Source organism: Bacteroides gallinarum DSM 18171 = JCM 13658, from assembly GCF_000374365.1.
Taxonomy (GTDB): Bacteria; Bacteroidota; Bacteroidia; order Bacteroidales; family Bacteroidaceae; genus Bacteroides; species Bacteroides gallinarum.
Map to the genome: position 1 here is coordinate 1 of NZ_KB894146.1, position 23,177 is coordinate 23,177.

Genomic DNA, 23,177 nt, shown 5'->3' on the forward strand with positions numbered 1-23,177 from the left:
TTTAGGGATATTCATTAAATCCTATAAAATTATCCAACTAATTCATACTTAAAGTATTGCGAATTAGTTGGCTTTTTGTATCTTTAGGTATTCCCCCCTAAAATACGGTTTGACGGCCAAAACGGGGGAAATATCCACACTGATATGGCGAAGATACAAAATATTTCAGAAATTCACCCTACTTTAGGGTTTACAGAATTCGATATTCTGGAAAAATATCGTAAGAGTTTTAATGCGAGTGAACTTGGCAGTCTTCATTCCGTGTTTCCGTTCGAGAGTATAGTCAAAGAGATAGGCCTTTCACAATCCCGCTTGGGTCGCAGGAACAGTTTCAGTCCTTCCGCGAAGATAGCCCTTATGGTACTGAAGGCTTACACCGGATTCTCTGACAGGTTATTGGTAGAACATCTTAACGGAAACATACACTATCAGTTGTTCTGTGGTATCATGATAGACCCGTCCTACCCTATAACGAACTACAAGATAATCAGCACTATCCGTAATGAGATAGCATCCCGTCTTGACATTGACTCCCTTCAGAAAATCCTTGCCTCACACTGGAAGCCTTATCTTGAGAACCTTCACGTATGTATGACCGATGCCACATGCTATGAAAGTCATATGCGTTTTCCTACGGACATGAAGCTCCTTTGGGAAAGCATCGAATGGCTCTACCGGCATATCTGCATACATTGTGAGCAACTCGGCATAAGGCGTCCCCGTAACAAATATACGGATGTTGCGGTATCCTATCTGTCCTATTGCAAGAAAAGAAAGAGGAAGGCTTCGAGGACGATGATGCTGAAGCGTCGCATGATCAGACTCCTGGAAAAACTCATCATACAACGGGATGACATTCACAGAAAATACAGCTCTTCACTCACATATACACAGGATTATCAGAAACGGCTTTCCATCATCAGAAAGGTCCTTGTACAGGAAAAGGAGCTCTTTGAAGACAGGAAGATCAGTGACCGTATTGTCAGTATTGACCGTCATTACGTACGCCCTATCGTAAGGGGCAAGGAGACAAAATCCGTCGAGTTCGGTGCAAAGGTTAATAACATACAGATAGACGGGATCTCGTTCATCGAGCACGTCTCTTTCAAGGCATTCAATGAAGGCATACGTCTGAAAGATTGTATCCGTATGCATCAGAAGTTGATGAATGTAAGGGCAGGGTGTGTGGCCGCCGATTCCATATACGCTAATAATGCCAACAGGAAGTTCTGTACAAAATATGGGATATCAACCTCCTTTGTACGCAAGGGAAGAGCTGCAAAGGACGAGCCGTTGAGGAAGGTTCTCAGAAGTGAACTCTCCAGGGAAAGAGCCACCAGGCTTGAAGGCAGTTTCGGTACGCAAAAACAGCATTATTCGCTATCGAAAGTCAAAGCACGGAACAGGAAAACAGAAATCCTGTGGATTTTCTTTGGGATACATACGGCAAACGCCATATTGATGATTGATGATTGATAAAATCAAAAACAGACAGAAGAAAGCTGCATAGTATAAGTATAAAGAATCTATTAGAAGAAGTCTCAGGTTTCTTCCGGAACATCGTGCCCAAAAGGAGAAGATTTTAGGTCAGAGAGAAAAAATAGGTAATAAAAATGGCATATGAGATGATATTAGCAAGTCATCTTCATATGCCATCTTACTGTTTAAAGACATTTACTGAATATCCCTGTTTATTTGGCTTCTTCGTTGCGTCTGAGGAACAGCCTCTTGAACTCTGCCGGATAAGGCGTTTCGAACTGCATCAGCTCTCCGGTCAGGGGATGATAGAAGCAAAGCTTAAAGGCGTGCAATGCCAACCGTCCGATAGGGTTGATTTCTTCCAGCCCGTACCGTCCGTCGCCTACAATGGGATGTCCCAAGTCCTGCATGTGCACGCGAATCTGGTTTTTACGTCCTGTTTCCAGGTTCAATTCCACAAGCGAGAAGCCGTTGGCACGTTTTATGGTACGGTAGTGAGTGATTGCCTCCTTGCCGCCGTCGTCCGTCGGGCTGGAATACACATACAGCTTGCGGTCGGTAAGCCACGACCTTACCATGCCGGTATTGTTTTCCATTTCACCTGCTACGACGGCTACGTAACGCCGGTCGGTAACGATGTCGTGCCAGTTGTCGCGCAATGTATTCTGTGTCTTTTCGTCTTTGGCAAACATCATCAGTCCCGAAGTATCGCGGTCCAGGCGGTGGACGATATACACACGGTGCTGCCTGCCCGAGCGCTGAACGTATTCGTTCAGTATGGTGTAGGCGGTACGCTCTTTCTGCCTTTCCGTATTGACGGACAATAGCCCCTGCATCTTTTCGACGATGATGATATAGGCATCTTCGTACACAATCTTCAGCAGTTTGTGGTTAAACTCCTTGCGCCCTTTTTCACGGCTGATTTGGACTTTCATCCCCGGTTTCAGGGGGAAATTATATTGCGTGGTGATAATGCTGTCTACATATACGATTCGCTTGCTCAATAACGATTTCAGTTTGGTACGGCTGGCATCCGGCATTTTGGTAGCCAGGAATTCCATTAGTTCCATTGGTTCGTTTACCTTATAGTCCGTATATTGCGTGCGGGCTTTTGTCTTATTTCTTTCTTTTGCCACGGGGATAATATTAACGGTTAATGATTGGTTTCAATTTTAGAACCTCAACTCCTGCTTCCCGAACACCGGCTTCAACTTCCCGGGTATCAATCCTCTGCTTTTAGTGTTCTATCTTGAAAAACTCGGTTTTCAAAACTTAGCCTTCAGCTTTTAGCTTTCGATTCTTAGTTTTCAGTTCTTATTCTCAGTCTTCAGCTCTCTGCTTTCAGCTCTTAATTTTCGGTTCTTATTCTCAGCCTTCAGTTCTCTGCTTTCGGCTCTCAGTTTTCAGTTCTTATTCTCAGCCTTCAGCTCTCTGCTTTTGGTTCTCAATTTTCAGTTCTTATTCTCAACCTTCAGTTCTCTGCTTTTGGCTCTTAATTTTCAGTTCTTATTTTTAGCCTTCCGTTTTCAGCTTTTAGTTTTTAACTCTTAGTTTTCAACTCTCAACTCAAGCAATACCACATTCTCCACATGATGCGTATGCGGGAACATATCCACCGGCTGAACGGCTTTTACTTTGTATTTTACATCGAGCAACTGCAAGTCCCTCGCCTGCGTAGCGGGGTTACAGCTCACATATACGATACGTTTCGGTTCGGCAAACAGGATAACATCAAGCACATCCTGATGCATACCTGCACGGGGCGGGTCGGTGATAATCACGTCCGGTCGTCCGTACTCGTTAATGAAATCCTGCGTCAGCATATCTTTCATATCGCCGGCAAAGAAAAGCGTATTCTCTATACCGTTGATTTCTGCATTGACTTTGGCATCCTCGATAGCCTCGGGCACATATTCGATTCCGATAACCCGGCGTGCCTGCCGGGAAACGAAATTGGCGATAGTCCCCGTACCGGTATAAAGGTCGTAAACGAGTTCGCTGCCGGTAAGCCCGGCAAAGTTGCGCGCCACCTTATATAAATTGTATGCCTGCTCGGAATTTGTCTGGTAGAACGACTTCGGACCTATCTTGAAGCGCAGCCCTTCCATTTCTTCGAAAATGTGGTCTTTGCCTTTGAAAGTATGCACATCGAGGTCTGTAATGGTGTCGTTGCATTTATTATTGATAATGTATAGCAGGGAAGTAATTTCGGGAAAAGTGTCGGCCACATACTGCAACAACTGCTTGAACAAAGCCATTTCCTCCTCTTTCTCAATCTTGCAGATAAGGATAACCATTAGTTCGCCGGTGCTGGAAGTGCGCACGATTAGATTGCGCAGCATCCCTTCCTGCGTGCGCAGGTTGATGAACGAATAATTGTGCTCGTAGGCATAGTCGCGTACCGCATTGCGGATACGGTTGGATATATCGTCCTGGAGCCAGCATTTCTCTATGGCCAGTACCTTGTCGAACGCATTAGGGATGTGGAAGCCCACCGCATTCATCTGCTCGTATACCACATTCTGCCGTACCTCCTCCGCCGTCAGCCAGCGTTTGTTGGAAAAAGTATATTCCAGTTTGTTCCGGTAGAACTCCGTTTTTGCGGAACCGAGTATCGGCGATATTTCCGGAAGCTCTACCTTCCCGATGCGGGTAAGGTTATCCGTAACCTGCTTCTGCTTGTATCTTATCTGCTCCGCATAAGGAAGTACCTGCCACTTGCAGCCGCCGCACACACCGTAGTGCTGGCAGAACGGAACCGCCCTTACCGGCGAGTATCGGTGGAACTTCACCGCTTCCGCTTCGGCATAATGATGCTTTTTTCTTTTGATTTGCAAGTCTACCACATCACCCGGAACGACATACGGTACGAAAACCACCAAATCATCGACCTTTGCAATGGCTTTTCCTTCGGCAGCCACATCCGTAATTTCCACCTTCTCCAATAGGGGAAGTTCTTTTCTCTTTCTTGCCACTTTTACACCAATATAATAAATTCAACGGCAAAAATAGGCATTTTTTCGGGATTTCTCCCTATGAATCCAAATATTAAATTTTGCAATGTCGAAATTGCATTTTACATTAAAGTTTTTTCTTGAAAAGTTTTATAGTCTGCGAAATATACTTAGATTTGCGAACAGAAAAAGAAAAAAATCACAATCAAAAACTTTAAATTTATATTATGGATAAAAAAAGAGTTTACACCTTTGGTAACGGCCAGGCAGAAGGAAAAGCCGGCATGCGAAATCTTTTAGGGGGTAAGGGAGCTAACTTGGCAGAGATGAACCTTATCGGAGTTCCGGTTCCTCCGGGCTTCACGATTACGACAGAAGTTTGTACAGAATATTACGAAATGGGGCAGGATAAAGTCGTTGCCCTGTTGAAGCAAGAAGTAGAAAATGCCATTGCACATGTAGAGACGCTGATGCGTTCCAAATTCGGCGATGTGGAGAACCCGCTGCTGGTTTCCGTACGTTCGGGTGCACGCGCATCCATGCCCGGCATGATGGATACTATCCTTAACCTGGGCTTGAACGACGAAGTGGTGGAAGGGCTGATATGTAAAACGGGCAATGCCCGCTTTGCATGGGACTCCTACCGCCGTTTCGTCCAGATGTACGGCGATGTGGTGTTGGGAATGAAGCCGGTGAACAAAGAAGATGTTGACCCGTTCGAAGCCATTATAGAAGAGGTGAAACATGCTAAAGGCGTAAAATTGGATAACGAGCTGGAAGTAGAAGACCTCAAGGAACTTGTAAAACGCTTCAAAGCCGCCGTGAAGGAACAGACCGGGAAAGACTTTCCGACCTGCGCCTACGAACAGTTGTGGGGAGCTATCTGCGCCGTGTTCAACTCTTGGATGAACGAGCGCGCTATCCTCTACCGCAAAATGGAAGGAATTCCCGACGAGTGGGGTACGGCTGTAAGCGTGCAGGCAATGGTGTTCGGCAATATGGGCGACACCTCCGCTACCGGAGTTTGTTTCAGCCGCGACGCGGCCACGGGCGAAGACCTTTTCAACGGCGAATACCTGATTAACGCACAGGGCGAAGATGTGGTAGCCGGTATCCGTACCCCGCAACAGATAACCATTATCGGCTCCAAGCGCTGGGCGGAACTTGCCGGTATAAGCGAGGAAGAACGCGCCTCCAAATATCCCTCCATGGAAGAAGCGATGCCCGAAATCTATAAGGAACTGGATGCTTTGCAGACAAAGCTGGAAAACCACTACAAAGATATGCAGGATATGGAGTTCACCGTACAAGAAGGCAAACTCTGGTTCCTCCAGACACGCAACGGCAAGCGTACCGGTGCAGCTATGGTGAAGATTGCCACAGACCTGCTGCATCAGGGTATGATTGACGAAAAAACAGCCTTGCTGCGTTGCGAGCCTAACAAGCTGGACGAATTGCTTCATCCCGTATTCGATAAGACAGCCTTGAAGCAGGCTAAAGTACTGACCCGCGGTCTTCCGGCCTCTCCGGGTGCAGCCTGCGGCCAGATTGTATTCTTTGCAGACGATGCCGCCGAGTGGCATGCTGCCGGCAAGCGCGTGGTAATGGTGCGTATCGAAACTTCTCCCGAAGATTTGGCAGGTATGGCCGTTGCCGAAGGCATTCTGACCGCCCGCGGAGGTATGACTTCGCACGCTGCCGTTGTAGCCCGCGGTATGGGTAAATGCTGCGTATCCGGGGCAGGCGCATTGAATATCGACTATAAAGCCCGCACGGTAGAAGTAGACGGTATCGTACTGAAAGAAGGCGATTTCATCTCCCTGAACGGCAGTACCGGTGAAGTCTATAAAGGAAAGGTAGAAACTAAGGCCGCCGAGCTTTCCGGCGAATTTGCCGAACTGATGCAGTTGGCCGATAAATATACGAAGTTACAGGTTCGTACCAATGCCGATACTCCGCACGATGCACAGGTGGCACGTAATTTCGGAGCGGTGGGCATCGGCCTTTGCCGCACGGAACACATGTTCTTCGAAGGTGAAAAAATCAAAGCCATGCGCGAAATGATTTTGGCAGAAGATGCAGAGGGACGCCGCAAAGCATTATCCAAGATTTTGCCGTACCAGCAGGCAGACTTCAAGGGTATTTTCAAAGCTATGGCAGGCTGTCCGGTGACCGTTCGCCTGCTCGACCCGCCTTTGCACGAGTTCGTTCCCCACGATTTGAAAGGCCAGCAGGAAATGGCGGAAACTATGGGTGTGAGCCTGCAATATATCCAGCAGCGTGTCGAGGCTCTTTGCGAACACAACCCGATGCTGGGACACCGCGGTTGCCGTTTGGGTAATACATATCCGGAAATCACGCAGATGCAGACACGGGCAATCCTCGGCGCAGCCTTGGAACTGAAGAAAGAAGGTGTTGAGACACATCCGGAAATCATGGTTCCGCTGACCGGTATCTTGTACGAGTTCAAGCAGCAGGAGGAAGTTATCCGTGCCGAAGCTGCCAAGCTGTTTGCCGAAGCCGGCGACAGCATCGAGTTCAAGGTAGGTACGATGATTGAAATTCCGCGTGCCGCCCTTACAGCCGACCGCATCGCTTCTTCCGCAGAATTCTTCTCATTCGGTACGAATGACCTGACGCAGATGACTTTCGGCTATTCACGCGACGACATCGCATCGTTCCTGCCGGTTTATCTGGAAAAGAAGATTTTAAAAGTAGACCCGTTCCAGGTACTCGACCAGAACGGAGTAGGGCAGTTGGTACGCATGGCTACTGAGAAAGGCCGTGCTATCCGTCCGGATTTGAAGTGTGGAATCTGCGGCGAGCATGGCGGCGAGCCCTCGTCCGTCAAATTCTGCCACAAGGTAGGGCTGAACTACGTAAGCTGCTCCCCGTTCCGCGTACCCATTGCAAGACTTGCAGCGGCGCAGGCTGCAATAGAGGAAGCATAAATAGTATAAGATAATCATTGATTTAGGCTGTAATGGACTGTTTTTCAGACATTACAGCCTAAGTTGTTTTTAGGCGGTTCGTGCATTTGTCCGCAAAAAATGAGCCAAATAAACGGTACTTGCTTACAAATAGCTTACAAAACTGAGAGGGTACGCTTACAAAGAACTTACAAAAGTAAAACAACTGTAAATCAATAAGGTATGGCAACATTTAAGACTATTGTAAGGTATAAGCGAGCTGATGGCTTTTACCAAGTGTACATTCGAGTACTTCATCGTTCAAAATCAGGGTATATTAAAACTGATAAATTCGTTACTGACAAACAGCTATCCAAATCTGGAGAGATTAAGGATGCTGTCATAAATAAATATTGTGCACAGGAAATACTTCGTTATACAGAATTGGTAAATCGTAAAGATGTGTCAGGATACTCTGTAACAGAATTAATAGAATACTTAATGAACTCTGATATGGAAGTATGCTTTAGTGACTATGCAACAAAGTTCATTAACCGTATGGCCTCTGAAGGACATGAACGTAATGCTAAGAACTATCGCCTGGCTGTAAACCACCTCGAAAGATATTTGGGAACAACCAGAGTTATGTTTACTCACTTGTCATCTTCTGTTTTGACAAGATGGATTAATAGCCTTTCGTTGACGAACAGGGCGAAAGAAATGTACCCTACTTGTTTAAGACAGATATTCAAAAGGGCACTTATAGAGCTGAACGATGAAGAACGTGGTATCGTGCGAATCAAATACAATCCTTGGTTAAAAGTATCTATTCCTAAATCTGACAGTACGGTTCAAAGAGCCATCAGTGCAGAGGCATGTAGGGAATTCTTCAATCGTCCCTTACCGGAAACCAAAATGATTTCCTCTCTTCCGGAACTGGGCAGAGACGTGGCACTCCTATCCTTGTGTTTGGGCGGAATAAACACTGTAGATATTTTTGAGCTTAAAAAAGAAAACTATAAGGATGGAGTTATTGGATATAAAAGAGCTAAGACAAAGCACAGTCGGAAAGACGAAGCCTATATTGAAATGCGCGTGGAACCGTTCATTCAGGCCACATTTGACAAGTATCTTTCAGACGAGAATGACGAATATCTTTTCAAATTCCATAAGCGTTACAGTAACCCGGACAGTTTCAATGCCAACGTAAACATTGGAATCAGAAAGATATGTGCCGATATGGGAATGAAGAAGGAGGATTACTACTGTTATTATACTTTCCGTCATACATGGGCTACAATTGCCCAAAATGACTGTGATGCCAATCTGTATGAAGTTGCTTTCGGCATGAACCACAGTCATGGATTGAATATAACAAGAGGTTATGTAAAGATAGATTTTACTCCAGCCTGGGAATTAAATGCCAAAGTGATTGACTTCATTTTCTTCAGCAGCAAGAAGAGCAAGCAAGGCAAGGCACGTGACTTCGAGACACCGGCAGACAAGATGTTCCGCATCACAAAGAAGATGATGATCTATGGCCGTGCATATTTCAAAGGTAACGTAATCGGTGAAATAACAGATATTGGTTTCAGTAATGTGGACCAGGTTATTGACAGACTGGTTGAACAGTTTCCTAAGGATATTCCTACCGGATGTATGGTTCAGTTCCGTCTTATGAATTGTGATTCCAAGAAAGAAGTTGTGTATGAAAGAAGCAAGGGAAAAGGTTTTATGTAATAGGAAAACCTGAACAAGCCATTAACGCAAAGGGAGGATTCTACTTATCTTTATCAGAACCGTACCATTTCTCATATTGGTGCGGTTCTTTCTATTTGTCCGGTTGATTCCAGGGCATGATATCACGACCTATAACTATAGCAAAAACAAGTAAGATAAACTTCCATATAAGTATGACAGTTTTCTTCAACAGCCATACAGCCAGACATATGGCAATCCTTAAAAGCCAGAATACCAGTTTCAGGAGCAGCATACCGATAATAAGTACCGGCAGCAGATATATAATCAACAGCAGTTCAAACATAATGTGTAATATTTATGAGTATAAGAGCTTATTAATTATATAAATATACTAAAAATCAATGAGATACAGAAATTTACGCAACACTATTTTCTTATTATTCGAGTAGATTTTCTACTGATTATCAGTGTTATATCATCATGATAACGAGGTATCCCTAGACTCTGAAAACAAGGTTATTCTGTCTGAATGTTTTTACAATACAAGTTCAGATAAAATAAGATTTCCCGATAGCCATTTCATCAGCTGGATTAGCTGAAAGATTATATTTTCCCTTTTATTGGGATTCCAATAACTTAGATAATCAGGTTACTTTTACCATGCTATCATGGTATCGGGACTACATATTATATTGGATATAGGTTTTATGAGAACAATAGCCATCTATCCCATATAACTATATCTTATGTGTTTTTGAAACTTTGGTTTATCCAACCATAGATAACGGAACATTGTTTACTGATTACTTCGATTTGTATGGTTCTATGATTGAATAATGCTTGTAGCATCTGTTTCAGAACACACTGATATTAGCTTGATAAGTTATAGGACTCTATACAACAATATTCCGCTATGTGGATATTCCAAGATAACCGGATGCTACAGCACATGGTTAACAGGAATATGCCTCCAAAGAATTGTGTTGCAGATTTCGGTTTGCAATGGCATTCTCCAGTAAATTTGGGTGTAATAATCATTCCTGGAAGGTATCTTTCTGCCGTGCAGAGTTTTCTAAGCAAGTTGTACTTTTGTGGCCACAAAACTCCGTTTCGTACTCACAAAAGTAACTTGCCGAATGCAGGTGCATCGGAGCGGCTGCCCGCTGTTTCGCATGGCGAAAGATGGTCTGGGAAACCTATCCACAAATGTATACAAGTATGAAGAATCAGAGAACCAAGTACATCAAGGTAAGGATGACACTGGAGGAAGTACAACAGTTTAAGGAGAAATCTGCCTCCTATTCATCCGTGAGCCATTATATACGCTCGGCACTGGCAGAGTATTCAAATATCGGAATCAAAAGGCAGCTCGAACTGATGAATGATCTCGGTCAGTTTTACCGGAAATATCAGAATGAACTTTCCTGGGCTGGAGGAAACCTTAATCAGTCGGTTAAACGTGCCAATGAACTTGCGGTAGCCGGATTACTCGCACCCGGCTATATTCAGGAAGTTCTGTTACCTGTTATCCTTGAAACACAAGATACATTGAACCGAATAAAGAAAGACCTTGATTCTCTGACACAGAAAGCTGTCAGAATCTGAATTACAGATTACACGGTATTCAATCATTTCAGATATTATTATTGTGTAACCGTAGATTAATGAACTTGAAGTATTTCGGTTTTTCAGTCACTTAAACCTTGATAAATAAAGATTCAATATGATAGCAACCATATTACCGGGAAGTACGAACTTCCATGCTGTCGGTTACAATGAACATAAAGTCTCGAAAGGTGTTGCACGGCTTATCGAGATTCAGAATTTCGGTCCACTCGGAACATTTCACAAACCTACCCAAAGTGAGCTGGTCGGTTATCTCCAGAAGTACAGTTCACAGAACAGCAGAATCAGGAAACCGCAGCTTCATGTGGCCATATCATGCAAGGGACACGAAATGTCGGAAGATGAGTTGCTGGATTTTGCACACCAGTATCTCAAGGAAATGGGATACGGAGAATCCGGTCAGCCGTTGCTTGTTTACTCCCATTATGACACGGAGAATACCCATCTTCATATTATCACTTCGAGAGTGGCACCTGATGGAAGAAAGATTCAGCACAGCCATGAACGCAGACGCTCCCAGGAAGTCATTGACCGTATTCTTGGGAATGACAGGAAAAAGAAAACGGAAGATGATATTGATGCTGCCAAACAATATATATTCTCTTCTTTTGCCCAGTTCAAGGCAATAATGGTTTCCATGGGATATGAGGTCTATCAGAAAGATGGGAATGTATTCGTCAAGCATGGTGGAAAGGTTCAGAAGGAAATTCCTTTTACTGAAATAGAAAGTCTTTTCAAGAGCGGTTATCGGGAAAGGGCTCGTTGCCGTCAGCTTAGAAGCATATTAAAGAAATACCGTGATGTAAGTTCAAACAAGGAGGAACTGCAGAAGGAATTGAAAACGAAGTTCGGTATTGACATTGTGTTCTTCGGCAAGAAGGATACACCATACGGATATATGCTCGTTGATCATGCAAACAAGACCGTCATTCATGGTGCAAGAGTGCTGGCTGTAGAGGAACTTCTGGACTTCGCTACTCCTGAAGAACGGTTCAATCGGATTGAGGACTATATTGACCGATTACTGACACTTAACCCGAAGATTACCCAGAGTGAAATATACAGTAAAATCAGGAAGCAGCGTGCCTATATCAAGAAAGGCATCATCTACTTTGATGGCCAAAGCCGTCCGTTGAAACCTTTTATGGCAGAGGCTATTGACCGTAATAACCGTATAGCCATGGTTGAAATGTTCAACCCGGCAACTGAGGCTGAACGTGATCTGCTCTGCAAAATCTTCAAGGTATCTCGGAAAGGTTTAGTAGATATATCTCTGGAAAGAACACACTACTACACAGATGCAGTAAACCGTCTGCGTGAGATATTCAATGATGAAACTGAAAATTCTATCAGAAGCCAACTTCGTGAAGAGGGCTTTATTATCCGTCAGGAAGAGGATGAAACTTATGCCATCAACTTCAAACAGCATATCATTATAAATCTTTCAGAAGAAAACTTTAATCTTGAACGGTTAAGGACACAGCCGATGAAGCAAATTGAACGATTTAAAATCCAGCAACCAACAAGGCCCACTTCACGTTTATCTAAGAAAGCCAAGTTACGTGATGCAGATGGTGGCAGTCATAGCGAGAAACGTGAGTGGGAAGTTGGACAGAAAGGTAACTATGATGATGTAGATGATGGCAATTCAATAAGAAGATGATTTTTGATTATGCCATTAGGCACTGTCCAGAATTTTTGTTCCTTGATTATCACATGTGACTTGCTGTAATCAATAGTGTTATTATAATTCAATAAAATTATTGACACAGCATTATGCCTACTTGTTTTTTATCCAAATTACATTTCCCCCCTCAACATATTTAGCGCAAAAAGAATAGGTCTTGTAATTATGTAGTGCTGTACCACCAACTATAAGTTGTCGTTCTGCAGAGATAAACCAATATAAGGTATAACCTTTTGTACGGAGAAATTCTTCCAGCACCGTCCTACGAAGATGCAATCCTTTGGGGATGCCTGCGCGATAATGTCCAGTAGAGGCGTAGAAAGAAGCCAATAGGTTGTCTATTCCGTAGGTAAAGCAAGCATGATTCCTGAAATGGAGGTCCATGGTGTTCATAAGTTCTGGGCAAGGCAATATATTCTCTTCTATATATTCATCGCCTAACCCAATAACATTTTCTTGAAGTTGGGTATAGTTACTCACCATCACACTGCATGGACAGTTACCGTCGCCAGCTGATACATCGGTCCAATTTTTATATTCCGTACTGAGATAATGCAACATCCAAGGATATTCAAAGAGACGAATGGCAGAGCTTTGTGTAGAAGTTGGCATATCTCTTCCATTGAAGTTTTGCTTTGAGATCCAATCCTCGAACTTTTGTGCATCTTCATTGCGTACAAAGAATGTTTCGTATGACAAATATGCATCCTTAGATTCCCCATTTGTGGGGAATTCAGAAAAAATACAAAATAGCAATACCCACTTGTTATCTTCGCCAACAAAAAAGTGTTGGCAATCGGTTGTTGTAACTGGTTGTTCTAACCATTCATGATCTTCCATTTGCTTGTCTATCACGAATTGTGATTGCTTATCCAGAACATCATCTATCTCAGCATCATCAATCAACTCCGTGGTCAAGGTGACATCAAAGTCATTTAACGTGGAACTGTACCACGGATAAGGAGGACGCAATATGCGCTTGTTGCCATCCACCTCCTTGTGCCACTTGTCTATTATAGCAAAATGATCCATTAGTTCAGCCTCTACTGCAAACAATGCTTTCCACTGATATTTTTTTCCTATTCGCTCGTATAGATTATCATACCGTCCTGTAGAATACACTTCGTTATCCAGTTCTCCCAATTTATCATTCCAGCCCGAGGATTTAATTTCTTGAGCCACCATAGATTGCAACTGGACTAAGGGCAGCATAGATGGACATCCTCTGTGATCATATGGCGTTAGGGTATAAATCTGACTCTCGATATGTGAGTTAAAGCCTAATATATAACGATGGAAATCAGAAAACTCGCACAAAGAAAACCTAAGTTTTTTGGAACCTTTGGTATGACCGAAGTATTCGTCCCCAACTTCTATCGCTTCATGGATAATTCCTTTTTTAAATGTGTAAGGCGGTAATGATTTAGAAAAAAGATCTATGCCATTTTTCTGCGTCTTAGTGAACAGCAGTATCTTCAATAACCATTCACGTACTCTGACGTCTTCTACCGGTTGTTTGTTCTTAAAATGATAATCATAGATAAGGAGTGATACATTATTGCAAAGAGCATCATCACGCAAGAGCATAAGAGCACCATATATTGAATTATAGAGTCCCTCTAAAACATAAGTGTCTTTGATGGAATGAAAATCGGGTATCAATACTTCTAGCAAATCGCCATGATCACATAGTATTCGGTATAATTTCCGTTTGGCGTGAGCTCTTATTACAGGATGCGATGATGCACAACACCAAACCAATAGATAGGCTTCTGTCTTATATTCTTGTTCGTTAACTCCTTCCGTATAGAGCACCGATTCTTCGTAATAATGATTTACAATATGAGTCCATTTAAGATCTAAATCAGCTTGGCTCAGTGCATTCAAAGACCGATGCAGTGTTTTCAGGAATCCACAAAGAGAATGTAAAGCCACACTGAAAATGAAACGATAGCCTAACGTATTCTCTGCTTCTTGCCAAAACTCATCTAACACTTTCTGTTCAACGGGGTATAAATGCCATTCCAATCCTTCGATGAAACACTGTTGCAAAAGAGTATTATTCTTTATCATCTTTTCTTCTATAATTTCTTCCTTTTCGAATTTTTCAGGCCAAAGGATGGTGAGATAAGTAAGGAATTGATAGAACCCCTCTTCATAAATCGTTTTCCGCTCATAAGACTTGATAAATTCCTTGAGTTGGGCAATTTTTGCTTGCTTATCAGATTTGGTACTCAGAAATACAATAGCTCGTATCACATCTTCCATCTGTTCATACTCAAACTTCACAACAGCCTTTTCATCTATGCTATTTGCTTTAACATTCCAATCTGCTAGCAGCAGACCTTGTGTTATCAAGTTATACAAAAGCGACTTGCTCCATGTGCGGAACCTACAAAGTTGATCAGAAACAGTTCTTGCTTTAGAACGTGTAATAGGATAAAATTTGTAAGTAAATACCGACAGGTGAGCTAATCGACAGAGGTAATGCCAAGTGACATTTCGTTCCGGATCCTCATCTACGGCTTCTGCTATGGCCATTTCACGCATATAGATGTATTGGCGATATAATACCCACAATGATTTTAAACATCTTCTATCGTAATATGGCATCGAAGTGTAAGTCTCACAAAAGATATTTAAGAAAAGCCCATTTTTGAATCCTGAAAGAGTTTTGTCGTAATTGATATGATAGGCCTCAAAATATTTATTTACAACTTCTTGGCTTTTTTCCAGTCCGGGAAGATGCTGCATTTTGTAACCCCATCTGTTCAATCCGTATTTTTCTTGAAATGGTTTCCTCACTGTTACTACCAATGATAAATTGGGGTATTTGTCGAATTCTTCTTTCAATACTTTCAAACTATTGTACCAATAGGAATCATCAAGCCCTTCATTAAGCGCATCAATGATGAATACATAGCGTCTCGTACCAATATATTTTGCATCCGTTTCTGATTTTTTTTGTAACTCCTCTAAATAGTTTTCATTTTCGAAGTTAAAAATTTTGCGAATTTCAGCAATAATGCCATTTTTATTCTTGTTGAACTGAATGCCAAAACACAGATATACATTCGTTTCTTTAATAAGTTGCGAGGCGATACTACAAACATTGTGTGTCTTGCCACATCCAGCAGGACCATAAATACAATAAACTTTTTCTTTTCTGTTCACAACGTATAAAATGCTCTCTTGTATTTGTTTCCAAGACAACGACTCTTCTTTCAAAGCAGCCTTTATCGTCTTCCAACTTATATCATTATGTCTTTTAAAATATTCTACGTTATGTTGTATCTCAATATTATAACTCAAATCCGGCAGTTCTGTATTAGTAGAAGTACCAAATAACTTGGGATTGGATTTTTGTAAGTCAAGAAATACTTGTTTGCTCTTGTGAAGTGTCTCTTCATGTTTTTTCAGATCCCGGATATCCCAAAGATTGGCAAATAATGTCGTTAAAGACTGATTGGGCACATCTAGATCTGGCTTATACCGATTTCCTGCCAATTTTATCTGTTCATGTAGTTTTTTCTCACTCTCATTTCGTCCGTAAGGAACCACTTGAAATTTTGCATAGTCTGATTCAAGAGTAACACCATGAGCTTTCAGTTCTTCTTCGACACTCTTAATGCTAATAAATCCAATATGGCTATCCAATATATTTGTCACAATTCCGATTATCTTATCACTATCGGTATAGACAGGTGAACCTGAGAAACCGGCATATTTTGTAAGATGCTTTTCGTCTTCAAATACGGCATAAGCATCAAAATCACCTCTCAATGGTGCATAAATTTCATCCACCCGTATCTTGATTGACACCCCAATATCTTCACCAATCAGAGTGTTGGGATAGCCCCAAAAACGGAAATGTGTTTTAGCTTCTATCGGCATACTGAGCAACGAGCCATATTGATAGCTTACAGTCTTGTCTTTCTGGATTAAAATGGCAATGTCTTTCCCTGGCTTTACTATTATAAGCTCACATTCATAATTTACCTCTTCGATTTCTACATAGATAGGGTTACCGTTCAGGGAAGAACCAACAACATGGTATGCCGTAAGTAGCCGATGGGCATCTATAAAAAAGGCTGTCCCCCTTTCTGTTCCACACTCTACTTTGTAGGTAATAAACGGTATTTTGCTGATATTGCTCATAATGTTATTTCATTGATTTGTTCTACTTCTATTTCTATTCCTTCTTTTTCTAGTACTGGAACTTTATTTTTCATTTTCTCGAAGATCTTGTTTTTATAATCAAATGAATTAAAACACAGTCTGCGTTTTTGTATGGTATCCAATAAAGGTTGATAGATGATATTGGCAAGAGTATGCAAGTGAGGAGCAGTGCTTGTACATCCACAGAATATCCAGTTCGGACTGTCGATATGTTTCAAAAGCTCTTTTGATAAATTGACATTACTTCCATGATGAGGAACTTTGATCGCATCAAAATAGATTTTCGTCTCTAAAGGGATTTTATTCTTTTTCTTATAAGCCTTAATTCCTTCTATTACCACTTCTGAAGTGGCATCTCCCAAGAGTAAAATTCTTTTATTTCCAGATTCCCAAACAAATGCAATGCTGGATCGGTTAGTCTCAGAGGTGTCTTCTCTATCTGATTTATTGTATTCAGCTTTCATTGTGCCGATAGAACTGGAAATTTTGTTTTCAAGAAGCAATTCCTTTTGATTATACACTAAAGAAAGTAGTTCAAATAATTCCGCTCCCTTTTCTTTTCCTTGCTCAAGCGGATATTTTTCATAAAAGTTCTGTGCAAATTTATCAAGGATATATTTGTTCAATTCATCAATAGCTGTTTGAGTGGGTGACACAATAAACATTCTCCCTAATCCACCCAATGAAAGGTATTCACCATCAATGAATGTCAATTTCTTGTTCCAAGCGTCTGCCCAATTCCTTTGAATCAATGTGGATAGTGCCAGAGCCTCCTTTTTAGCAACTTTATTTTCGGTATTTGGTTTCCATGTAGGGATACAAGCCTTCAGTGCTTCAATTTGTTTCCGTTGAAAATCGTTTAGTGGTTCTACTTGCGCGTCATCTTCTTTTGCAAAAAGGTTGTTGTAGATGATATGGTCTATTCTAAGTTCTGGCATTTGATAAAGCATATTACAAATGCCATTGATGTGGTCAGTGTCAATATGTGTTACTACCAAATAGTCGAGATGACAATGAAGCGTATCTGTAATGATAGCTTTTATTTCAGGGGTGAAACAATGGCAATCCACCATCATCGAATAGTATGTATCGTCTTCCTTATCTATAAGGCAGAATATACAATCTCCGTTACCAGAAGTGGGAAAAAGAAGTTTCATATTATAATTGAATGAGTTCAATATTATTCATTATAATTACATATCATTGGAACTCGGATCTTCCTTTACCAAAATATTTTGTAATATTTTATTCAAAGACAATTCAATGCATTGATTACCAATATCTAATTTACCAATGATTTATATATTCAGTTCTTACTTTTACATATTTAGCCAATTTATATCCTTTTTTTAATTCAATGTAATAGGTTTTCCCAGACAAATGCGCCTTTTCCTGTAATGTCATACAAAATGAATTTATTGAATAAAACTCTTTTTGGCATAATCGAGTTATTTCATCATAATAGATAATCATAAAAAGCTGTGTCATTGCATTTTTATTTTCACCAGAATTGAACATCTTTTCTAGTTTCTGAGCTAATTCATCTATATTCATATTTACTGTTTGTTTTATTGATCTATTCTTTTATTATTAATTTTCCATGAATCTAATGCTAATTCAAGTAAAATACTCTGACGTTTAGAGATTGTTTCAGAATTCCATTCAGAAAAACTATAACCTGTATTAACTTTAAATCTATTTATAGCAGTATTAACACCTATATAGAAATCATTATCTAACATCTGCGTAATAAGAATGGAGGATTTACAGTATTCTGCCTGCTTTTTCTCAAACCAATTATCAGAGAGATCATTACATTTGTTTAAAGCCTGATTGATTGTTCCTTCTATCAGTGTTACATTTCCCAATCTATAAACTTGAGTATAATAAGCTGTCGCATCTTCATAATTAATATAATTCCCATCCTTCGGACTTTGAGGCAAAATATGTTCTATTTGATAATCATAAAAACTATCCTTTAAAGGCAAATTACATTTTGCAGCAAGAGTATTTTCCATTTTTCCTAAAATATATTTTTGACGATATAAAGGATTATATTGATAATGATTAATGTTTAAAAATGCCGTTTTAAAATCAACAAGTTTATCTTTTAAATATGGTAGCATTGTTTCATCCAAAATATCAGCAATATCCTGTATTTCATATTTATTCCTCAATTTTTGAGCCCAACGGACAAATTGTCCTTCATTACTTTTTGCCTGTATGTGCATTGTAACCGTATAAAAGAAAAAACTTTCTATCTGCTTTGCCAGATATTCCAACGCATTTTGACCTGCATTTTGATGTAATGCCAATAAAAGAATCAAATGTTGACGCGATTTTACTTTGTTCACCAATCCAATATGTGATATATTAGGATAGTTACTGCTATATTCTTCAGTAGCACAAACTAAATTTGAATATCGTTCAGATAATGTTGCTAATTCTTTTGCAAACTCAATCGGTTTAGTTTCATATGAGGTAGCTTTCTTCCCTTCAGGAGATATGAGCCACTTATAGATTGAATCTTCACGTAAAATCTCTGTACCAACTATATAACGTGCGATGAAGAAATATCGTAAAAAACGCATTGGCATGTTTTCTTCACCACATTTATGCAAATTCTCGCCTATTTTCTTCCATATATCTTTAATTCTATCAAATTTAGATTCAATAACATTACTAAATAGAAGATTCTTTATTAAATCCATTGCATTCAACCCTGCACCTCGCTGATTGATTGTCTCAAAAATTTTTAGTGCGCTACTTAGATTTTCAGACAAGATCTTAACTAATTCTACTTTTGTTAGGAAATATCGTATATCTTCAATAGTTTTATCAATTCCTAAAGTAGAAATTTTATCAGAATAAAAAGTTCTTATTGTTTTATAAGCTTCTTGCATTCTAATAATAGAAGGAGTTGTCTCTTCATTAAAATTGGTATTAGTTATCAAACTATCTAAGAAATCTTTACTTTCAGGATATTGCAATTCTAATCTCACATTATCTTTACCTGTCTCTAAATCATATTCATATAAAAGACTTTTAATCTTACTTAAAATCTTATCCTGACTTTCATTCAATTCTATTTGAGATAATAAATCTCTAATGGCACACAATGATAAAACAATCGTTGTTAGACGTTGTTGTCCGTCAATTACATCATATTTCCCATTATTGTTTTTTACGATAATTATGGAACCTATAAAATAACTTTGCCCTGACTCAACTTCATTGTCTATGTCTTGAAGGAATTGCTCAACTTCATCATCTTCTTTCCAAACATACTCTCTTTGATAGTCCGGCACTACAAAAAAATAATCACTTAATTTAGCTATTGATAATACTTCTGCCTTAACTTCCATAACAACATGTATATTAATGTTTTTACAAAAATAATCAAATCATTTGAAAATTAATATCTGAGATTCTCTTAAGGAAATGTTTTTTGTAAAATAAGATATTAAGTACTTTTATTTGTAACCATTTTGTCCAAGTTGCCATAATTCCTCAGCACTATCTATACAATGTATTTTAGTTTATCAAACCCAAATCACAAATGTGTTGCACATTTCTTTCCTAAGAATCTTGGTTGATACATTTGTCACAAAATAAATCAACACTTGAAATGATACAGACTCCAGTTATAGTGACATTTGCCAATCAGAAGGGAGGTGTAGGAAAGACTACCCTTTGCGTAACCTTTGCCAACTATCTGGTAACAAAGGGCATAAGGGTTGTGGTGATAGACTGCGACTTCCAGCACTCCATAATAAAATGCCGTAAGGCTGACATCAGAAAATACGGTGAACAGGAAATGCCATACGAGGTATGGGCATATGAAGCCAACGACAAGGCGATGATGACTTCCCTTATGGAAAAGCTTCACAACGATCCTGAAATTGACGTTGTGCTTATGGATTCTCCCGGCAGTCTGAAAGCGGAAGGGCTGATACCCATGTTTGTCAACTCGGATATCATCATTGTTCCATTTCATTATGACCTGGTAACCGTTCCGTCCACGGCCAGTTTCCTCATGTTTGTTGACCGGCTGAAAAAGGCTGTCGGTGAAAGGATGAAAGCCAGACTCTTCATCATACCCAATCTGAATGACGGAAGAATCGGCAAGCGTTCTGAACTGCTTATCTGGGACAATGCAAGGGATACTTTCTCCAACTATGGATACGTCACTGCGAAGATTCCCAAACGTGCGGATATGGAACGGTTCAGTACAATGGCAGCTCTGGATATGCAGGCCGCTATCGTTACACCGGTCTTTGATAAGGTCTATCAGAGTATCTTCGATACACTTCAACCGATAAGGGAAAAAGAACTCAAAGGCATACAGCTGACGGAAAATCTGAATCCCAAGCCTAAGAAAAAGAAGGCACAGCCGTCTGATGAAGCTTCACAGAACAGTAACGAAAATCAGAATAAAGAACCAGAATAATCAGTAAACTTCAATAACCATAGCACTATGAGTAAGGATATACCGGAAATAGATGACCTGACAAAAGGCATCAATGATTCAGAACTTATATTGACGGAAGATACCGCAGGAACGCAGGTTGAGCAAAAAGAAAATAATAATGCAACACAGGAAAAGGATACTGCTGTTTCCCTTTCGGATACAGGATGCTGGAGTGACTTCATGGAATTTCTGACATCTGACGGTTCAGTAACGGATAAAACAGAAAGGCTTGTCTGCAAACTCGACCGTGACCTTGCGGATTCACTGGACGACTGCGATATACATGGCAGATGCCGCTCTGACCTGGTGAATGCCATTGTAAGGGCATTCTTCAAGTCATACCTGCCACGTCTGGCAGAATACAGAAGGGAAAAGAAATCTTTGTTTAACAGCTATAATCTGTAGGATATGAAAAAGACAGACTGGACTGACAGGATGCTGGCCGCTCTTGTCGAACTGTATCCGGTAGAGACCACAGCCTATACCGCTGCCGTTCTCAATCTGAGCGAGTCGACAGTCAAGCTGAAAGCCCGAGAGCTTGGACTTGTAAAAATGGCCAAATCCAGATGGATGGAGCGTGCAGACTATATCAGAAACCATTTCCAGGAGTGTTCCTTCTCTGAGATAGGGAAAGCTCTCGGCATTACCCGGATGAGTGTCGGACGTATAGCCGCTGCACTCGGACTGAAACGTAGCAGTGAAGAGAAGCACCGGATTTCCTCACGTATCCGTACCCAGATGGTAAAGAGGGAAAGACGGCGTATCGTCTTCGGACTGGAACCTGTAACCGGTATCCGTGTCATTTCAAACAGGGCAAAGGTAAGGGTGCGCTCAAACATGAAGTCAAACGGATACATCATCAGTGAGGAACACAACGTGATTTATTATACCGGCACTACGGAACGCAGGGAACGTCTGGAAAGCCGGGGTATCAGACTGGGACTGCATATACTTCCGCTTCCGCAGGACAGTTCCGCTCTTTCATCCAATATCATATTACAACAGCCATGCAGTACGGACAGATAGTATTCCTTCTCTTCGTGGCAATGGTATTCTACTATGCGGCAATGATTTTCATGGACTTTCAGAAGGCAAAGGCTGCACAGAATGCCGAGCAGGACAGCCATAAAGAAGAGGACATAGACATATCGGAAGAGGCACGAAGCTTCAGGCCGATAAGAATAAACCGGGATGAACCTGAATCCAAAGAACAAAGTTCAGAACAGAGTAATACGGAAAATCCCGAATCAAATAATGAAAGTAATAATTCTGACGGTACAGAGAAATCTGCATCCAAATCAGAATCTTCCAGACACGTTTATCGGGAGGCCATCATGACTGACGGCATTCTGGTAGAGAATATCATACAGGAAATTAACCGGCTGGCAGAGACCGGTACCAGTGACCTTGGTGCCGTTATCTTCAGCTGTGAGAATGCCTGATATATATACCGTTCCTTTAGTGACATCTGTTTCTTTGGCGATGAAATCCTTTAACATTATTCAGAAATGCAGATAATAAAGAAAAGTGCCCGGAATCTTACGGAGCGTTTCATCGGTTCAAGTTTTGGACAGAAGTGTGTGGTGGCGGCCATTGCACTGATTATTTCCACATCCAACGTAATGGCAGGAAGCAAAGGTGCAGCAGGTTTTACCAAGGCCACTCAGGAAGTCAGCTCCTACCAGACTCCGGTATCGAATCTGATGAAGGCCATAGCTGCCGTTATCGTTCTGGTCGGTGCCTTCAACGTCTATTTCAAGATGCAGAACGGAGACCAGGACGTGAAGAAGACCATCATGCTTACCATCGGAGGCTGTATCGCATTCATCGCACTTTCGGAAGCTCTTCCGCTGTTCTTCCAGTAATCCTTACCCGACATGACAATGAATCAGGAAGGATACCCTGTGTTCAAGGGATTGCAGAAACCGCTGGAGTTTATGGGCATACGCGGCCGTTTCCTCACTCTGGCAGCGGCAGCCATAGGCGTATCATTCGTAGGCTTCATCGGTTTCTCAATCGCTTTGGGAAAGGTTGCTGGGTTCATAGCCATGATGGTCATGGCACTGGTGGGACTGATAACCATCTACATCAAACAGCGTGGTGGACTCCACAACAAGAAAAGGGCAAGAGGCATATATATCTACAGAAGCCTTAGAAAAGAACAGTAAATC

General features: G+C 41.1%; 18 protein-coding genes. 11 read left to right on the forward strand and 7 right to left on the reverse strand.

Annotated features, from left to right (window positions below; all coding sequences use genetic code 11):
* Window positions 1-144: 144 nt before the first annotated feature.
* Window positions 145-1,476, forward strand: coding sequence for a transposase (locus C233_RS22780; protein ID WP_039748061.1), 1,332 nt, complete (start codon window positions 145-147; stop codon window positions 1,474-1,476).
* A 215-nt stretch (window positions 1,477-1,691) separates the two neighbouring features.
* On the opposite strand, the gene C233_RS0115590 is transcribed toward C233_RS22780, so the two are convergent.
* Both C233_RS0115590 and rlmD read right to left on the reverse strand, forming a co-directional pair.
* Window positions 1,692-2,540: an RluA family pseudouridine synthase gene (locus C233_RS0115590; RefSeq protein WP_018668495.1), complete on the reverse strand. Its 849-nt coding sequence runs from the start codon at window positions 2,538-2,540 to the stop codon at window positions 1,692-1,694.
* A 486-nt stretch (window positions 2,541-3,026) separates the two neighbouring features.
* Window positions 3,027-4,454 carry a 23S rRNA (uracil(1939)-C(5))-methyltransferase RlmD gene (gene rlmD / locus C233_RS0115595; protein WP_026314887.1) on the reverse strand — a complete coding sequence of 476 codons (1,428 nt, stop codon included), beginning with the start codon at window positions 4,452-4,454 and terminating at the stop codon, window positions 3,027-3,029.
* 206 nt (window positions 4,455-4,660) lie between these two features.
* Here rlmD and ppdK point away from each other — a divergent pair, with 206 nt between their 5' ends.
* The gene (gene ppdK, locus C233_RS0115600) at window positions 4,661-7,384 is read left to right on the forward strand and encodes a pyruvate, phosphate dikinase (RefSeq protein WP_018668497.1); all 2,724 of its coding nucleotides are present in this window, start codon (window positions 4,661-4,663) and stop codon (window positions 7,382-7,384) included.
* Window positions 7,385-7,585: 201 nt separating this feature from the next.
* Window positions 7,586-9,082, forward strand: a complete 1,497-nt coding sequence (locus C233_RS0115605; RefSeq protein ID WP_018668498.1) for a tyrosine-type recombinase/integrase — start codon at window positions 7,586-7,588, stop codon at window positions 9,080-9,082.
* 91 nt (window positions 9,083-9,173) lie between these two features.
* On the opposite strand, the gene C233_RS0115610 is transcribed toward C233_RS0115605, so the two are convergent.
* The gene (locus C233_RS0115610; RefSeq protein ID WP_018668499.1) at window positions 9,174-9,386 is read right to left on the reverse strand and encodes a hypothetical protein; all 213 of its coding nucleotides are present in this window, start codon (window positions 9,384-9,386) and stop codon (window positions 9,174-9,176) included.
* An 875-nt stretch (window positions 9,387-10,261) separates the two neighbouring features.
* Between C233_RS0115610 and C233_RS0115615 the strand changes: the two genes are divergently transcribed.
* Window positions 10,262-10,648 (forward strand): plasmid mobilization protein, encoded by a 387-nt coding sequence (locus C233_RS0115615; protein ID WP_025068981.1) that lies wholly within the window; start codon window positions 10,262-10,264, stop codon window positions 10,646-10,648.
* Between the two features lie 118 nt (window positions 10,649-10,766).
* On the forward strand, window positions 10,767-12,332 hold the full coding sequence (locus C233_RS0115620) for a relaxase/mobilization nuclease domain-containing protein (RefSeq protein ID WP_018668501.1): 1,566 nt from the start codon (window positions 10,767-10,769) through the stop codon (window positions 12,330-12,332).
* A gap of 117 nt (window positions 12,333-12,449) precedes the next feature.
* On the opposite strand, the gene C233_RS0115625 is transcribed toward C233_RS0115620, so the two are convergent.
* The 4 genes from C233_RS0115625 to C233_RS0115640 form a co-directional block, all read right to left on the reverse strand.
* Window positions 12,450-16,514 (reverse strand): serine protease, encoded by a 4,065-nt coding sequence (locus tag C233_RS0115625; RefSeq protein WP_018668502.1) that lies wholly within the window; start codon window positions 16,512-16,514, stop codon window positions 12,450-12,452.
* A complete protein-coding gene (locus tag C233_RS0115630; RefSeq protein ID WP_018668503.1) occupies window positions 16,511-17,692 on the reverse strand; it encodes a ComEC/Rec2 family competence protein in 1,182 nt (393 codons plus the stop codon). The genes C233_RS0115625 and C233_RS0115630 overlap by 4 nt, the downstream gene beginning before the upstream one ends.
* A 130-nt stretch (window positions 17,693-17,822) precedes the next feature.
* Window positions 17,823-18,089 carry an HTH-like domain-containing protein gene (locus C233_RS0115635; protein ID WP_018668504.1) on the reverse strand — a complete coding sequence of 89 codons (267 nt, stop codon included), beginning with the start codon at window positions 18,087-18,089 and terminating at the stop codon, window positions 17,823-17,825.
* Between the two features lie 14 nt (window positions 18,090-18,103).
* On the reverse strand, window positions 18,104-19,900 hold the full coding sequence (locus tag C233_RS0115640) for a DUF262 domain-containing protein (RefSeq protein ID WP_018668505.1): 1,797 nt from the start codon (window positions 19,898-19,900) through the stop codon (window positions 18,104-18,106).
* 263 nt (window positions 19,901-20,163) lie between these two features.
* Between C233_RS0115640 and C233_RS0115645 the strand changes: the two genes are divergently transcribed.
* From C233_RS0115645 to C233_RS0115670, 6 genes are all read left to right on the forward strand, one after another.
* Window positions 20,164-20,985 (forward strand): ParA family protein, encoded by an 822-nt coding sequence (locus C233_RS0115645; protein WP_025068982.1) that lies wholly within the window; start codon window positions 20,164-20,166, stop codon window positions 20,983-20,985.
* A 27-nt stretch (window positions 20,986-21,012) separates the two neighbouring features.
* Entirely contained in the window at window positions 21,013-21,411 is a 399-nt protein-coding gene (locus C233_RS0115650; RefSeq protein WP_018668507.1) for a hypothetical protein, read from the forward strand.
* 3 nt (window positions 21,412-21,414) lie between these two features.
* A complete protein-coding gene (locus C233_RS0115655) occupies window positions 21,415-22,032 on the forward strand; it encodes a hypothetical protein (RefSeq protein WP_018668508.1) in 618 nt (205 codons plus the stop codon).
* Window positions 22,014-22,448, forward strand: coding sequence for a hypothetical protein (locus C233_RS0115660; RefSeq protein WP_018668509.1), 435 nt, complete (start codon window positions 22,014-22,016; stop codon window positions 22,446-22,448). The genes C233_RS0115655 and C233_RS0115660 overlap by 19 nt, the downstream gene beginning before the upstream one ends.
* A 66-nt stretch (window positions 22,449-22,514) precedes the next feature.
* Complete coding sequence (locus C233_RS0115665) at window positions 22,515-22,871, forward strand: DUF4134 domain-containing protein (RefSeq protein ID WP_018668510.1); 357 nt, start codon at window positions 22,515-22,517, stop codon at window positions 22,869-22,871.
* Window positions 22,872-22,883: 12 nt separating this feature from the next.
* The gene (locus C233_RS0115670; protein WP_005649295.1) at window positions 22,884-23,174 is read left to right on the forward strand and encodes a hypothetical protein; all 291 of its coding nucleotides are present in this window, start codon (window positions 22,884-22,886) and stop codon (window positions 23,172-23,174) included.
* Window positions 23,175-23,177: the final 3 nt, after the last annotated feature.

Coding starts and splice junctions, on each gene's coding strand:
- C233_RS22780 (WP_039748061.1), top strand. CDS start 145: ATGGCGAAGATACAAAATATTTCAGAAATTCACCCTACTTTAGGGTTT.
- C233_RS0115590 (WP_018668495.1), bottom strand. CDS start 2,540: ATGGAATTCCTGGCTACCAAAATGCCGGATGCCAGCCGTACCAAACTG.
- ppdK (WP_018668497.1), top strand. CDS start 4,661: ATGGATAAAAAAAGAGTTTACACCTTTGGTAACGGCCAGGCAGAAGGA.
- C233_RS0115605 (WP_018668498.1), top strand. CDS start 7,586: ATGGCAACATTTAAGACTATTGTAAGGTATAAGCGAGCTGATGGCTTT.
- C233_RS0115610 (WP_018668499.1), bottom strand. CDS start 9,386: ATGTTTGAACTGCTGTTGATTATATATCTGCTGCCGGTACTTATTATC.
- C233_RS0115615 (WP_025068981.1), top strand. CDS start 10,262: ATGAAGAATCAGAGAACCAAGTACATCAAGGTAAGGATGACACTGGAG.
- C233_RS0115620 (WP_018668501.1), top strand. CDS start 10,767: ATGATAGCAACCATATTACCGGGAAGTACGAACTTCCATGCTGTCGGT.
- C233_RS0115625 (WP_018668502.1), bottom strand. CDS start 16,514: ATGAGCAATATCAGCAAAATACCGTTTATTACCTACAAAGTAGAGTGT.
- C233_RS0115630 (WP_018668503.1), bottom strand. CDS start 17,692: ATGAAACTTCTTTTTCCCACTTCTGGTAACGGAGATTGTATATTCTGC.
- C233_RS0115635 (WP_018668504.1), bottom strand. CDS start 18,089: ATGAATATAGATGAATTAGCTCAGAAACTAGAAAAGATGTTCAATTCT.
- C233_RS0115640 (WP_018668505.1), bottom strand. CDS start 19,900: ATGGAAGTTAAGGCAGAAGTATTATCAATAGCTAAATTAAGTGATTAT.
- C233_RS0115645 (WP_025068982.1), top strand. CDS start 20,164: ATGATACAGACTCCAGTTATAGTGACATTTGCCAATCAGAAGGGAGGT.
- C233_RS0115650 (WP_018668507.1), top strand. CDS start 21,013: ATGAGTAAGGATATACCGGAAATAGATGACCTGACAAAAGGCATCAAT.
- C233_RS0115655 (WP_018668508.1), top strand. CDS start 21,415: ATGAAAAAGACAGACTGGACTGACAGGATGCTGGCCGCTCTTGTCGAA.
- C233_RS0115660 (WP_018668509.1), top strand. CDS start 22,014: ATGCAGTACGGACAGATAGTATTCCTTCTCTTCGTGGCAATGGTATTC.
- C233_RS0115665 (WP_018668510.1), top strand. CDS start 22,515: ATGCAGATAATAAAGAAAAGTGCCCGGAATCTTACGGAGCGTTTCATC.
- C233_RS0115670 (WP_005649295.1), top strand. CDS start 22,884: ATGACAATGAATCAGGAAGGATACCCTGTGTTCAAGGGATTGCAGAAA.